Annotated in this window: 12 protein-coding genes; 5 read left to right on the top strand and 7 right to left on the bottom strand. The window is 65.9% G+C overall.

Annotation, left to right across the window (positions count from 1 at the left end; all coding sequences use genetic code 11):
• Positions 1-4: 4 nt before the first annotated feature.
• From QZ378_RS03435 to QZ378_RS03420, 4 genes are all read right to left on the bottom strand, one after another.
• Entirely contained in the window at positions 5-661 is a 657-nt protein-coding gene (locus QZ378_RS03435) for a DUF5044 domain-containing protein (RefSeq protein WP_291257310.1), read from the bottom strand.
• A complete protein-coding gene (locus QZ378_RS03430; RefSeq protein WP_291257309.1) occupies positions 654-1,475 on the bottom strand; it encodes a hypothetical protein in 822 nt (273 codons plus the stop codon). The genes QZ378_RS03435 and QZ378_RS03430 overlap by 8 nt, the downstream gene beginning before the upstream one ends.
• Positions 1,472-1,819 carry a PadR family transcriptional regulator gene (locus tag QZ378_RS03425; protein ID WP_291257308.1) on the bottom strand — a complete coding sequence of 116 codons (348 nt, stop codon included), beginning with the start codon at positions 1,817-1,819 and terminating at the stop codon, positions 1,472-1,474. The genes QZ378_RS03430 and QZ378_RS03425 overlap by 4 nt, the downstream gene beginning before the upstream one ends.
• 247 nt (positions 1,820-2,066) lie before the next feature.
• Positions 2,067-5,495 (bottom strand): pyruvate carboxylase, encoded by a 3,429-nt coding sequence (locus QZ378_RS03420; protein WP_291257307.1) that lies wholly within the window; start codon positions 5,493-5,495, stop codon positions 2,067-2,069.
• Positions 5,496-5,829: 334 nt separating this feature from the next.
• On the opposite strand from QZ378_RS03420, the gene recG reads away from it, so the two are divergent.
• The gene (recG, locus tag QZ378_RS03415) at positions 5,830-7,890 is read left to right on the top strand and encodes an ATP-dependent DNA helicase RecG (RefSeq protein ID WP_291257306.1); all 2,061 of its coding nucleotides are present in this window, start codon (positions 5,830-5,832) and stop codon (positions 7,888-7,890) included.
• Positions 7,891-7,909: 19 nt separating this feature from the next.
• Positions 7,910-8,290 (top strand): C-GCAxxG-C-C family protein, encoded by a 381-nt coding sequence (locus QZ378_RS03410; RefSeq protein WP_291257305.1) that lies wholly within the window; start codon positions 7,910-7,912, stop codon positions 8,288-8,290.
• A 115-nt stretch (positions 8,291-8,405) separates the two neighbouring features.
• Here the strand turns inward: QZ378_RS03410 and QZ378_RS03405 are convergent, their stop codons facing one another.
• Both QZ378_RS03405 and QZ378_RS03400 read right to left on the bottom strand, forming a co-directional pair.
• The gene (locus QZ378_RS03405) at positions 8,406-9,716 is read right to left on the bottom strand and encodes a DUF4179 domain-containing protein (protein ID WP_291257304.1); all 1,311 of its coding nucleotides are present in this window, start codon (positions 9,714-9,716) and stop codon (positions 8,406-8,408) included.
• A gap of 3 nt (positions 9,717-9,719) precedes the next feature.
• Positions 9,720-10,184, bottom strand: coding sequence for a sigma-70 family RNA polymerase sigma factor (locus QZ378_RS03400; RefSeq protein WP_291257303.1), 465 nt, complete (start codon positions 10,182-10,184; stop codon positions 9,720-9,722).
• Between the two features lie 124 nt (positions 10,185-10,308).
• Between QZ378_RS03400 and mutY the strand changes: the two genes are divergently transcribed.
• Together mutY and QZ378_RS03390 are read left to right on the top strand one after the other, a co-directional pair.
• Complete coding sequence (gene mutY, locus QZ378_RS03395; protein WP_291257302.1) at positions 10,309-11,352, top strand: A/G-specific adenine glycosylase; 1,044 nt, start codon at positions 10,309-10,311, stop codon at positions 11,350-11,352.
• 4 nt (positions 11,353-11,356) lie between these two features.
• Positions 11,357-11,929: a thymidine kinase gene (locus QZ378_RS03390; protein WP_291257301.1), complete on the top strand. Its 573-nt coding sequence runs from the start codon at positions 11,357-11,359 to the stop codon at positions 11,927-11,929.
• Here the strand turns inward: QZ378_RS03390 and QZ378_RS03385 are convergent.
• Positions 11,926-12,108 carry a hypothetical protein gene (locus QZ378_RS03385; protein ID WP_191529434.1) on the bottom strand — a complete coding sequence of 61 codons (183 nt, stop codon included), beginning with the start codon at positions 12,106-12,108 and terminating at the stop codon, positions 11,926-11,928. The two genes, QZ378_RS03390 and QZ378_RS03385, sit on opposite strands and share 4 nt — an antisense overlap.
• A gap of 79 nt (positions 12,109-12,187) precedes the next feature.
• On the opposite strand from QZ378_RS03385, the gene QZ378_RS03380 reads away from it, so the two are divergent.
• Entirely contained in the window at positions 12,188-12,406 is a 219-nt protein-coding gene (locus QZ378_RS03380) for a helix-turn-helix transcriptional regulator (RefSeq protein WP_191529433.1), read from the top strand.
• The last annotated feature ends 275 nt before the right edge of the window (positions 12,407-12,681 follow it).

Below are 12,681 nucleotides of genomic sequence, written 5' to 3'. Positions count from 1 at the left end.
GGAATCACCTCACTTCCTCTATTTCCAGACCATAGGCTGCCCACGCCTCGGGCACCGGGGATTCATAGATCAGGTTCCCGCCCCTGTCGTAGCCCAGCAGCCGGTGGTGCCCTATTTGGGTGAAGGGAAAATCAGAAACCTCAGGATGAGCGGTCTCGTCATAGGTGACAAAAAAGCAGTTTTCCACCGCCTTACTGCTCCGCACGGAAAAGAGCTTCCACCCGGCGACACCCTCATAGATGACGGGAAACTGCACCTCCACGGAGGCGATTTCCGGGTCGTTGGAGACCACCAGAATGGTGCTGTTATCAACCTGTTCCTGGAGGATCAGGGATGTCAAGGGGGTTTCCGGGCGGCTCTCCACTGCCATCAGCTGCCCTGACCGCCAGAGGGGGCCCCGCCGATAAACCCCGCAGGAGGCATACCAGTCGCCGTACCGCACAATGTAGCGGTAGGTGGAGTAGCGGCTGTCTTTGATCCTGGTGACCACCTCCCCGGGGCCGAAGCCGTACCGGGCCTGGGTGGCGGCCAAGGCTCCCCGGGCGGTGAGGAAGGGGAAGTCCAGGGCCAGCACCAGCGCCGCCAGGAGGATGGGCAGGGCCACGGCGGCCCGGATGGCCCGGCGCTTCCGCCGGGCGGGGGTCATGGTGCGCCTAGCCATTTCCTCCGCCTCCTTCCAGGGGGATGGTGAGCCACAGCACGTCCTCCCCATAGCGGTCTAAGTGGAGGGTGAGTTTGGCGGCCGCCGGATCGACCTTCCGCACCTCGATTTCGCAGTAGGTGGCAAACAGAAACCTGGCCGCGGTGCTGCCCCAGCAATCCCCGCGCCAGGCGGGGTAGCCGTCTCCCGACAACAGCTCGTTCACGGTGTCCATGGAGTCATAGCGGTTCCCCAGGTCGTCCTCCGCCCAGATCGAGCCCAGAAGGTCAGGTTCCTTCCGCCAGGGGTTGGGGTGGGCGATTTTCAGCAGAGCTTTTACCGAGCGTCCGTCCCAATCTTGGGTCTCCACCGCCTGGGGGATGGAAAAGGTGTAATCCTGCCAGCTCCAGGCTCCCTCCGGATGGAGTGCAGCAATGACCCGGCTGCTTTCCGATATCTCCAGCTCCGGGGGTCGGGCCGCCAGCTGCTGTGCGGCCCGCTCAGCCTGGGGCAGGAGCAGGAGAAGCGCCAGCACGCCCACCAGCACCACCGCCCGGAAGAACCAGATCTGGAACCAGCCCAGAACGGGGCTGTGGATAGAGTCCAGCCAGCGGCCCAGCTCCTCCGCGTCCCCCATGGAGGCCACCGCCCGGTACTCCGCCTCCAGCAGCGGCATGTCCGGATCTCCCTCCAGCAGGGCGTCTTTGTGATCCTCCATGTGGCCGGTCAGCTCCTCGGTGATGGCGTCGTGGTCGGGGCGGAAGCGGACATACATGCACACATGGTCACAGAACTGCCCGATGGTGCGGCGGGGGACCTGGGGCGGGGCGCTCATGCCAGGGCCGGGGCCGTCCCGGCCAGGATGGCGTTGACGGTCTTGGAGAACTCCGTCCACTCCTCCTTCTTCTCGTCCAGCAGGCGCAGGCCCTTTTTCGTGACGTGGTAGTACTTGCGGGTGCGGCCCGTGGGGGCCTCCTTCTCGTAGGACTTCACCGCCCCGTCCCGCTCCAGGGTGTGGAGGATGGGGTAGAGGGTGCCCTCCTTGAGGGTGAAGGTGTGGTCGCTCTTTGCCTCCAGCTCGGCGATCATCTCGTAGCCGTACTTGTCCCCGGCGGCGAGCAGGGAGAGCACCAGCAGGGTGGTGCTGCCGGACAGCAGGTTTTTGTCGGCCTTTTTCATGGGTGTGCCTCCTTTCAAGATGTGCAAAAAATACCTCGGCTATCTAGGGTAATCATACCTAGATTGCCGAGGTTTGTCAAGGGGGGAGAGGAAAGCATGTAGGGGCCGCCGCCCTCGGCGGCCCGTGCGTCCTGCCGGTCAAAAAAGGGGGCCGGGCTTTTCAGCCCGGCCCCCAGATATGCGGAAGCGGAGGTTGCCTTATGAGCGCTCCGTAGGGCGCGACGACCCCGGCGCGCCATTTAGAAACTCACTTGATGGTGATGAGCAGCTCGCCGGCCTTGACCGATCCGCCCTCTTTGATAAGCACCTGATCCACGGTGCCCGCCATGCGGGCCACCACGCTTGTCTCCATCTTCATGGCCTCGATGACGGCCAGCACCTGGTTCTCCTCCACGGTGTCGCCGGGCTTGACGTTGACCTTGGACACCATGCCGGGGATGGAGGCGCCCACCTGGCTCTTGTCGGAGGGGTCGGCCAGGGTGACATGCTTCACCTGGGCCTGGGCGGTCTTGTCGGGCACCGCCACCTCCCGACGCATGCCGTTGAGCTCGAACTGCACGTTGCGGGTGCCGTCCTCGTTGAGATCGCCGAGGCCCACGTACTTGATCACCAGGGTCTTGCCGTCCTCGATGTTGATCTTGTTGGTCTCGCCCAGGGCCATGCCGTTGAAGAACACATGGCTGCCCATGCGCATGATATAGCCGTACTCCTGCCGGTGGCGGTAGAAGTCCTCCACCACCTTGGGATACAGGCACCAGGAGATCACGTTGTGGTCGTCGGCCTCGGGGTAGAACTTGCGGACCTCCTCCCGGGCCTTGTCGAAGTCGATGGGCTCCAGCAGCTCGCCGGGGCGGCAGGTGATGGGCTCCTCGCCTTTGAGCACCACCTTTTGCAGATCCTCCGGGAAGCCCCAGGCGGGCTGGCCCATCATGCCCTTGAAGTAGCTCACCACGCTGTCGGGGAAGGTGAGGGCCTCGCCCCGCTCCACAATGTTCTCGGGGGTCAGGCTGTTCTGCACCATGAAGATAGCCAGATCGCCCACCATCTTGGAGGAGGGGGTCACCTTCACAATGTCCCCCAGCATGTGGTTGACCTTGACGTACATCTCCTTGACGTCCTCGAACTGGTGGCCCAGGCCCAGGCTCTCCACCTGGGATTTCAGGTTGGTGTACTGGCCGCCAGGCATCTCGTAGCGGTAGATGTCGGTGGAGGGGTTCTTGATGCCCGCCTCAAACTGGCTGTAGCGCAGGCGCACGTCGGCCCAGTAGTCGGACAGCTTCTGCAGCTTGTCGGGGTCCAGGCCGGTGTCCCGCTCCTGGCCCTGGAGGGCGGTGACCACCGCGTTCATGGAGGGCTGGCTGGTGGTGGAGGACATGGAGTCGATGGCGCAGTCCACGATGTCCACGCCGGCCTCGGCGGCCATGAGATAGGCGGCCACCTGGTTGCCCGAGGTGTCGTGGGTGTGCAGGTGGACGGGGATGCCGATCTCCTGCTTCAGAGCGGACACCAGCTTCTTGGCGGCGTAGGGCTTCAGCAGGCCGGACATGTCCTTGATGCACAAAAGGTGGGCCCCCCGCTTCTCCAGCTCCTTGGCCATGTCCACGTAGTATTTCAAAGTGTACTTGTCCCGCTTGGGGTCCAGGATGTCGCCGGTGTAGCACACGGTGGCCTCGCACAGCTTGCCCTGCTTGAGCACCTCGTCCATGGCCACCTCCATGCCGGGAATCCAGTTCAGGGAGTCAAAGATACGGAACACGTCGATGCCGCCCTTGGCCGCCTCCCGGATGAAGGCGCGGATCAGGTTGTCGGGGTAGTTGGTGTAGCCCACGGCGTTGGCCCCCCGCAGCAGCATCTGGAAGGGGATGTTGGGGATCTTCTCCCGCAGCAGCCGCAGCCGCTCCCAGGGGGACTCGTGGAGGAAGCGGTAGGCCACGTCGAAGGTGGCGCCGCCCCACATCTCCAGGGAGAAACAGTCGTTGAGGATCTCCGCGGTGCCCTCGGCGGCCTTCACCATATCCCGGGTGCGGACGCGGGTGGACAGCAGGGACTGATGGGCGTCCCGCATGGTGGTGTCGGTGATGAGCAGCTTCTTCTGACCCAGCACCCAGTCCCGCACCGCCTCGGGCCCCTTCTCGTCCAGCAGTTGCTTGAGGCCGGTGCACCGGGGGGGCGTGTGCTCAAAGGGCGGGAAGCGAGGGATGTCGTGCTGGGGCCGCTCGGCGGAGGGGTTGTCCACCTGGATCTGGGCGATATACTTGAGTACCTTGGTGGCCCGGTCCCGGCCGGTGTCGATGTCGAAGAGCTCGGGGGTCTCGTCGATGAACTTGGTGTGGCAGGCCCCGGCCCGGAAGGTGGGGTGGGCCAGGATATTGGTGACAAAGGGGATGTTGGTCTTGACGCCCCGGACGTGCTCCTCCGAGATGGCCCGCATGGCCTTGCGGCACACCCCCTCGAAGGTGTTGTCCCAGGAGGTGACCTTCACCAGCAGGGAGTCGTAGTAGGGGGAGATCTCCGCCCCGGTGAAGGCGTTGCCGCCGTCCAGCCGGACGCCGAAGCCGCCGCCGGAGCGGTAGGCGGTGATCTTGCCGGTGTCGGGGGCGAAGTTGTTGGCCGGATCCTCGGTGGTCACCCGGCACTGGAGGGCGTAGCCGTTCAGGTGGACGGAATCCTGGCTGGGGATGCCGATGGCCGGGGTGGACAGGGGCTTGCCCTCGGCGATGAGGATCTGGGCCCGCACCAGGTCGATGCCGGTGACCATCTCGGTGACGGTGTGCTCCACCTGGATGCGGGGGTTCATCTCGATGAAGTAGTGGGCGCCGCTCTTGTCCACCAGGAACTCCACCGTGCCGGCGGAGACATAGCCCACGTGGCGGGCCACCTTCACCGCGTCCTCATAGAGCTTCTGCCGGGTCTCCTCGGGCACGCTGAAGGCGGGGGCGAACTCCACCACCTTCTGGTAGCGGCGCTGGAGGGAGCAGTCCCGCTCGAACAGGTGCACCACATTGCCGTACTGGTCGCCCAGGATCTGCACCTCGATGTGCTTGGGCTCCACCAGGTACTTCTCGATGAAGATGTCCTCGTTGCCGAAGGCCTTCTTGGCCTCGCTCTTCACCAGGTTGAAGGCGGGGATCACCTCGTCCTCCCTGTCGCAGCGGCGCATGCCGCGGCCGCCGCCGCCGCCGGCCGCCTTGAGGATGATGGGGAAGCCATACTCTTTGGCCTTGGCCAGGGCCTCCTCCCCGTCCTTCAGGGGCTCGGCCGAGCCGGGGATGGTGGGCACATTGCAGGCCTTGGCGATGGCCTTGGCGGTGAGCTTGTCGCCCATCTGGGCCAGGATTTTGGAGGAGGGGCCGATGAAGGTGATGCCCGCCTCCTCACAGGCCCGGGCGAAGTCGGCGTTCTCGCTGAGGAAGCCGTAGCCGGGGTGGATGGCATCCACGTTGCGGCGCTTGGCCAGGTCAATGATGCCGTCAATGTCCAGATAGGCCCCCAGGGGGGACTTGTTCTCGCCGATAAGGTAGGCCTCGTCCGCCTTGGTGCGGAAGAGGGAGAAGGTGTCCTCGTTGGAGTACATGGCCACCGTGTGCAGGCCCAGGTCGTAGCAGGCCCGGAACACCCGGATGGCGATCTCGCCCCGGTTGGCCACCAGGACTTTGTTGAACTGTTTTTCCGCCATGCTTTCCTTCCTTCCTGAATGAAATGAGAGGGATTCTGTCAAAAAATAGGGGAGGATACAGAAGCAGCAGGCGTGTGCGGCCTGCTGTGCTGTCGGCATCATTGCCGACACATTTGTAATTCTTGTCGTTGACAGTATTATAACAGCGTGCGGGCTATTTTGCAAGAACAAACGGATTTTATTGCAATGATTGGCAGACAGCACAGGAATTTTGACCGACAGGTTTTTGTTTTGGCGCTTTCGTCCAGCAAACCGGGGAAAACGGGCGGGCCCTTGCCCGGCCCCGGGAAATGTGCTACACTACAAAGCAATCAGGGGGAGAGGAGGGAGCGCCATGGCACTGCGGCTTGCCGACCGGCTGGACACCCTGCCCGGCATCGGCCCGGCCCGGGCCAGGGGCCTGGAGAAGCTGGGGCTGGTGACGGTGGAGGATCTGCTGCGCTGCTACCCCCGGAGCTACGAGGATCGGCGGAAGTTTTCCACCGTGGCCGCCGCGCCGGTGGACATTCCGGTGTGCCTGGAGCTGCTGGTGGCGGAGCCCCCCCGACTCTCCCGCATCCGCAAGGGGCTGGAGCTGGTGAAGGCCCGCCTGGTGGACGACACCGGCAGCCTCACCGCCACCTTCTTCAACCAGACCTACATGAAGGACGCCCTGCGCCCCGGGGAGACCTACATCGTCTACGGGAAGGTGGAGGGCCCGCCGGGGCGGAGGCAGATGACCAACCCGGTGTGCGAGCGCTCGGACAGGGTGCGCTTCACCGGCTGCATCCTGCCGGTCTACGCACTGACCCACGGCATCTCCAACAACCTGCTTGCCGGGCTGGCCCGGCGGTGCGTGGACGAGTGCGCCGGGCAGATGGAGGAGGTGCTTCCCGGGCCGCTGCGCCGGGAGCACGCCCTGGCGACGGCGGAGTTCGCCTGCCGGAACATCCACTTCCCCCGGGACGAGGAGGCCCTGGAGCTGGCCCGGCGGCGGCTGATCTTTGAGGAGCTGTTCTACCTCACCTGCGGCATGGCCCTGCTGCGCACCCGGCGGGATGAGGCGGCGGGGGTGCCCTTTGCCATTCCCCCGGTGGAGGAATTTTTGGCCCTGCTGCCCTTCCCCCTCACCGGGGCCCAGCGGCGGGTGATGGACGAGATCGCCGCCGACGTGTCCGCCGGCCCCCCCATGAACCGGCTGGTACAGGGGGACGTGGGCTCCGGCAAGACCATGGTGGCGGCCTACGGCGCCTGGCTGGCGGCCAAAAACGGCCGCCAGTGCGCCCTCATGGCCCCCACCGAGCTGCTGGCCGAGCAGCACTTCCGATCTCTCGCCCCTCTGCTGGAGCAGGCCAGCCTGCGGGTGGGCCTGCTCACCGGGGCGGTGAAGGGCAGGGCCCGGAAGGAGCTGCTCGCCGCCCTGGCGGCGGGGGAGCTGGATCTGCTCATCGGCACCCACGCCCTCCTGTCCGAGGGGGTGGACTACGCCGATCTGGGCCTGGTGATCACCGACGAGCAGCACCGCTTCGGCGTGGCCCAGCGGGCGGCGCTGTCGGCCAAGGCCAGGCGGCCCCCCCATGTGCTGGTGCTCTCCGCCACCCCCATCCCCCGCACCCTGTCCCTGGTGATCTACGGGGATCTGGACGTGTCGGTGATCGACGAGCTGCCCCCCGGCCGCACGCCGGTGCAGACCTTTGTGGTGGGGGAGGACAAGCGGCAGCGGATGTACGGCTTTGTGCGCAAGCTGGTGGGGGAGGGGCGGCAGGCCTACATCGTCTGCCCCGCCGTGGAGGAGGGGGAGGACGAGGGGGCCGGCCTGAAGGCCGCAGCCTCCTACGCCCGGAGCCTCCAGACGGAGGTGTTCCCCGACCTGCGGGTGGGCCTGGTACACGGGAAGATGAAGCCCAGGGAGAAGGACGCGGTCATGACCGCCTTCGCCGGGGGGGAGCTGGACGTGCTGGTGTCCACCACGGTGATCGAGGTGGGTGTGGACGTGCCCAACGCGGCGCTGATGGTGGTGGAGAACGCCGACCGCTTCGGCCTGTCCCAGCTCCACCAGCTCCGGGGCCGGGTGGGCCGGGGGAGGCACCAGTCCTACTGCGTGCTGGTTACCTCCACCCGAAACCCTGACAGCCGGGCCCGGCTGAAGGTGCTGACCAAGACTACCGACGGCTTCCAAATCGCCGAGGAGGACTTGAAGCTCAGGGGCCCCGGCGACTTCTTCGGCCAGCGGCAGCACGGCCTGCCCCAGCTGCGCATCGCCGATCTGGCGGGGGACATGCGGGCGCTGAAGGAGGCCCAGCTGGCTGCCCGGGAGCTGCTGGAGCGCGACCCCGGCCTGAAGCGGCCCGAGCACGCCCCCCTGCTGAAGCAGGTCCACCGCCTGTTTGAACAACATGGCGACATGTTTAACTGAGCATAAGGAGAGAACAGCAATGACGAGAATGGAAGAGACCCAGGGCCTGCGGGCCCGGACGGATGTGCACTTCAACTGCTGCCAGTCGGTGCTGGTGCCCTTTGCCGATGCCTGCGGGCTGGACAGGGAGGCCGCCTTTCGGATGGGGGCCAACTTCGGCTCCGGCATGCGCCACGGCTCCACCTGCGGCGCGGTGACCAGCGCCCTGATGGTGCTGGGCCTGGCGGGCAAGGGCCCGGACGAGGCCACGGAGTTCATGCGCCGCTTCCGGGAGAAGAACGGGGCCCTGGACTGCGCCGCCCTGCTGCGCATGGCCAAGGAGAACGGGGAGGAGCGCAAGCCCCACTGCGACCGTCTGGTATTTGACGCGGTGGAGATTCTGGAGGACTTGCTGAAATAAGACGAGCGGGCGCCGGCCATTGGCCGGCACCCGCTGTTTCAATTTGGCCCCAGACTGTAGGGCGCGGCATCCCTGACGCGCCGTTTTCCGGGCGGCAGACGCACACAGTGCGCCCCTACCGGATGGTCAGCGTAACGGGGGCATCGAAGGTGGTGGTGTGGGACCAGTTCAGCTCCAGGGTGACGGTATCCCAGGGGTAGTCGGTCAGGAACATATAGCTGTCGTACATGCCCTCGATCGTAATCCACTCGTCGGCCTCGCTATATCCTCCGCCCCTGCTGCTCCACTGGGTGCCGTCTGGGGCGGTGTACACGCTGGAAAAGACATCGGTCTTCGGAGCGCGGTAGTGCAGAACAGGGGTGTCGTCGTCCTCATGGGTCACCCCCCGGATGGTCACCCCCTCGGGCAGGGGCCCGCTCTCCAGGGTATCCAGGTTTACGGTGACATATTGCAGATCCTTGTCCACCCAGTCCGCTCCGGTGACGTACAGGGTCAGGTGCTTCGGATCGCTGAAATAGGGGCTCTCGAACAGGTAGGAGTCCCCCAGGGCGGCCAGCCCGCTGGCGGAGCCCTCCTCATAGCGGTTGCCCTCCCCGTCCTCCAGGTAGAAGTTCAGGCCCCGGAGTTCCTCGGCGTTGTCCGGAGACTGCTCCAGGTTCAGCCGGGCGTGGGTGGGGTAGAGCTCCAGATCCACAATCCGGATGTCATTTCCGTCCAGCTGGATCCAGCGGTTCACCTCCACCGTCCGACCCTGGCCCCGGAACCGCTGATCCAGGGGAAAGTCGAAGGTGAACGCGGCGTCTGCCGTCCAGGTCTCATGGTCTGTGACGCCGGGTATGTGGGCCTGCACCTGACAGGTCATGTGGAGGGCCTCGGGGAGCTGGGGCTCCTCCTCCCCCTTGAAGGCCACGGTGACGGCGTTGGTCAGCTCCCCGGGGGCCACGCTGTCCATCAGGACGGAGCAGCCCTCCAGCCCCTCCCCGTCGGGGGTGGTGAACTCCACACGGGGCATGAAGGAGGTGGCCTCCTCCGGCCCGGTGATGGAGAGGAACAGCATCAGCCCGCCCTGGTCGGCCATCAGGTACTCCAGGTTGACGGTGATGCCGTTCTCCGTCTGGCTCTGGCCGATATACTGGACGTAGTCGTTCTCCACCGCCGCCTTCAGGCTGGGGGAGAAGGCCACGGCGGCGGTGAGCTCCTTCAGCACGGGCACCCTGGCGCAGGCCAGGGCGAAGGGCGTCCACAGGTTCACCATCAGCACGAACACGGCGAACACCGCCGCCACGCTGCCGGCGGGGGCGCTGATGCGCCTCCGCAGCTTCCGGCGGCGCGCTCTGGCCCGTGCCCGGCCCACGGCGTCCTCCAGGGCGGGGGGCAGCTCCTCCGGCTGGCGCAGGAGGGCCTCATATTCTTCCATACGGTTCATGGTTCAAACCTCCTCGGTCAGGTGCAGCTTCAGCAGGGACAGGGCCCTGCGCTGCCGGGTGGACACGGTGCCGGGCGGCAGGCCCAGGGCCTGGGCGGTCTCCGCCAGGGTGAGCCCCTGGAAGTACCGCAGCACGATCACGGCCCGCAGCTCCTTCGGCAGGCGGGCGATGGCCTCCCGCAGAGGGAGGGCGTCGAATTCCTCCGCCGCGGTCTCGGGCAGCTCCGCCACCGCCAGCTCCCGCTTTCGGCGGCGCAGCTCGGCGTTGCAGGCGTTGATGAGGATGCGGGTCAGCCAGGTGTCGAAATACTCGGGCTGGCGGAGCTTTTTGTAGTGCAGAAAGCCCTGATACACCGCCTCGTCCACCGCGTCCAGCGCGTGGGCCTCGCTGCCCAGATAGAGCCGCGCGGTGCGGTAGAGCCGGGCCTTGATGGCCTCGGCGCGGTCGGCAAATTCCTGTTCCGTCAAGGGTGGCGCCCCCCTTTCTGACCATTAGAGTAGCGAGCGGGCGGTTTTCATTGCGCCGCCTTGAAAAAAGTTTCGCTTCATTATATAATATCCGGGACAGCGCGCACAACACGGAGGTGTCCCCTTGAACGAACTGGATCAACTGCCCATACCCCTGCTCCAGTGGTACCATGAAAACGCCCGGGTGCTGCCCTGGCGCAGCGACCCCACCCCCTACCACGTGTGGGTCAGCGAGATCATGCTCCAGCAGACGAGGGTGGCGGCGGTGCTGGGCTACTATGCCCGTTTCATGGAGGCCCTGCCCGCCGTGGCCGATCTGGCGGCGGTGGAGGAGGACAAGCTCATGAAGCTGTGGCAGGGCCTGGGCTACTACAACCGGGCCCGCAACCTGCAGAAGGCCGCCCGGCAGATCGTGGAGGAGCACGGCGGGGTGTTCCCGGACACCTATGAGGCCATCCGGGCCCTGGCCGGGGTAGGGGACTACACGGCGGGGGCCGTGGCCTCCATCGCCTTCGGCCTGCCCGAGCCGGCAGTGGACGGCAACGTGCTCCGGGTGGTGTCCCGCCTCACCGGCGACGGCGGAGACATCACCCGGCCCGACGTGAAGAAGCGGATGGGCGCGGCCCTGCGGGAGGTGATCCCCCTGGACGCTCCCGGCGACTTCAACCAGGCCCTGATGGATCTGGGGGCCATGGTGTGTCTGCCCAACGGGGAGCCCCTGTGCCCACGGTGCCCGGCCAGGGGCTTCTGCGCCGCCCTGCGGGAGGGCCGCACCGCGGAGCTGCCCGTCAAGGCGGCGAAAAAGGCCCGCCGGGTGGAGGAGCGAACGGTGTTCCTGATCTTTTACCAAAAAAAAGTGGCCCTGCGCCGGAGGCCGGCGAAGGGCCTGCTGGCGGGCCTGTGGGAGTACCCCAACGAGCTCTCCCCCGCCCCCTGCCCCGTGGAGGCGGCGGGGCTGTCCGACGGCCCGGCTGGGAAGCACATCTTCACCCACATCGAGTGGCGCATGGCCTCCCGCATGGTGGAGGCCGCGTCGGACAGGCTCCCCGGCGGCTGGGTGTGGGCGGATCGGGACGCGCTGGAGCGCGAATACGCGGTACCCAACGCCTTTCAGGCGTTTCAAGCGGCGGTGGAGGCCCGGCTGGGCCCCACGGAAACAGGAGGATGAGGATATGGCAAAGCTGTACTTCCGATACGGGGTCATGGGCTCCAGCAAGACGGCCAACGCGCTGATGGTGCGCTACAACTACGAGGAGCGGGGGCAGGACGCCCTGCTGGTGAAGCCCGCGGTGGATCAGCGGGACGGGGCCCGGTTCGTGGCCTCCCGGGCGGGCCTGAGCCACGACTGCATCTACTTCTCCGACCTGATGGAGATGACACCCCGGGAGCTCAAGCCCTATGCCTGTATCATCGTGGACGAGGCCCAGTTCCTCACCCGGGACGAGGTGCGCTACCTCACCGACCTGGTGGACGACTGGAACATCCCGGTGATCTGCTACGGCCTGCGGGCCGACTTCAAGGGGGATCTGTTCCCCGGCTCGGCGGAGCTGCTGGCTACCGCCGACATCATCGAGGAGGTCAAGACCATCTGCTGGTGCGGCAAAAAGGCGGTGTGCAACGCCCGCTTTGACGAGAGCGGACACGTCCTCAAGGAGGGGGAGCAGGTGGTGCTGGGGGCCAACGACCAGTACATCGGCCTGTGCCGCAAGCACTGGAAGGAGGGCAACCTGGGGCCCAAGGCCTAGGGCCGCAGCAGCTCCGGCCCCAGGCACTCCACCGCCAGCAGATACCCCAGCCGGAGCCCCTCGGAGAAGGCATACTGCCCGTGGGCCAGCATGGGGTTGCTTTGCAGCTCCTCCGGCCACCGCTCAGGGCGGGGCTGGCCCACAAAGTAGTCGTAGAGCTGTTCGATGGCAGGTGACATGGGGTTACCTCCTGACGTCTTTTAGGTCGTTATTATCACAACACTACTAAAAGGTCGTGTCAAGAGAAAAGAGGAAAATATGCAGTTTTGTGAGAAGCTATATGCCCTCCGAAAAGAGCGCGGTTTGACACAGAAGCAGGTGGGTGAGGCACTCTCCATGGCCCCACGCCAATACCAGCGTTTTGAAAAAGGCGAGCAGAAGCCGGGCTTTGACAATCTGCGGCACATCGCGGATTTTTACGGGGTGTCCGTGGACTGGCTCATGGGCCGCACGGAGCGCCGCGAGGTCTGGTCGTAGGGGCGCACCTATGTGTGCGTCCGCTTCGGAACCACCGGTCTGTGGGGCGCGACGACCCCGGCGCGCGTGTCAACCGCCATGCCTGTAGGGGCGGATATCATCCGCCCGCCCAGTGGAGGCCCGGCCTCCGGCGGCCCCACTTTCTTTCCGAAAGAAAGTGGGGGGAAAGAAAGGGCAGGGCGGGGGCTTTCGATTTCCCCCGCCCTGCACCCACCCCTTGAAACGACCAATCAGGGGGGAGCTGCGGCTCCCCCCTATTGGATGTACCCCCCAGG

Origin of the sequence: Flavonifractor sp., assembly GCF_019422385.1 — a bacterium.
GTDB lineage: Bacteria > Bacillota > Clostridia > Oscillospirales > Oscillospiraceae > Flavonifractor > Flavonifractor avistercoris.
Note: the sequence above shows the minus strand (reverse complement) of the source record. Positions and strands in the feature narration are given on the sequence as shown.

What these genes read in the sequence shown, in the direction of transcription:
- QZ378_RS03430 (WP_291257309.1), bottom strand. Translation starts at nt 1,475, where the DNA reads ATGAGCGCCCCGCCCCAGGTCCCCCGCCGCACCATCGGGCAGTTCTGT.
- recG (WP_291257306.1), top strand. Translation starts at nt 5,830, where the DNA reads ATGGCACTGCGGCTTGCCGACCGGCTGGACACCCTGCCCGGCATCGGC.
- QZ378_RS03435 (WP_291257310.1), bottom strand. Translation starts at nt 661, where the DNA reads ATGGCTAGGCGCACCATGACCCCCGCCCGGCGGAAGCGCCGGGCCATC.
- QZ378_RS03390 (WP_291257301.1), top strand. Translation starts at nt 11,357, where the DNA reads ATGGCAAAGCTGTACTTCCGATACGGGGTCATGGGCTCCAGCAAGACG.
- QZ378_RS03410 (WP_291257305.1), top strand. Translation starts at nt 7,910, where the DNA reads ATGACGAGAATGGAAGAGACCCAGGGCCTGCGGGCCCGGACGGATGTG.
- QZ378_RS03425 (WP_291257308.1), bottom strand. Translation starts at nt 1,819, where the DNA reads ATGAAAAAGGCCGACAAAAACCTGCTGTCCGGCAGCACCACCCTGCTG.
- QZ378_RS03380 (WP_191529433.1), top strand. Translation starts at nt 12,188, where the DNA reads ATGCAGTTTTGTGAGAAGCTATATGCCCTCCGAAAAGAGCGCGGTTTG.
- QZ378_RS03420 (WP_291257307.1), bottom strand. Translation starts at nt 5,495, where the DNA reads ATGGCGGAAAAACAGTTCAACAAAGTCCTGGTGGCCAACCGGGGCGAG.
- QZ378_RS03405 (WP_291257304.1), bottom strand. Translation starts at nt 9,716, where the DNA reads ATGAACCGTATGGAAGAATATGAGGCCCTCCTGCGCCAGCCGGAGGAG.
- QZ378_RS03385 (WP_191529434.1), bottom strand. Translation starts at nt 12,108, where the DNA reads ATGTCACCTGCCATCGAACAGCTCTACGACTACTTTGTGGGCCAGCCC.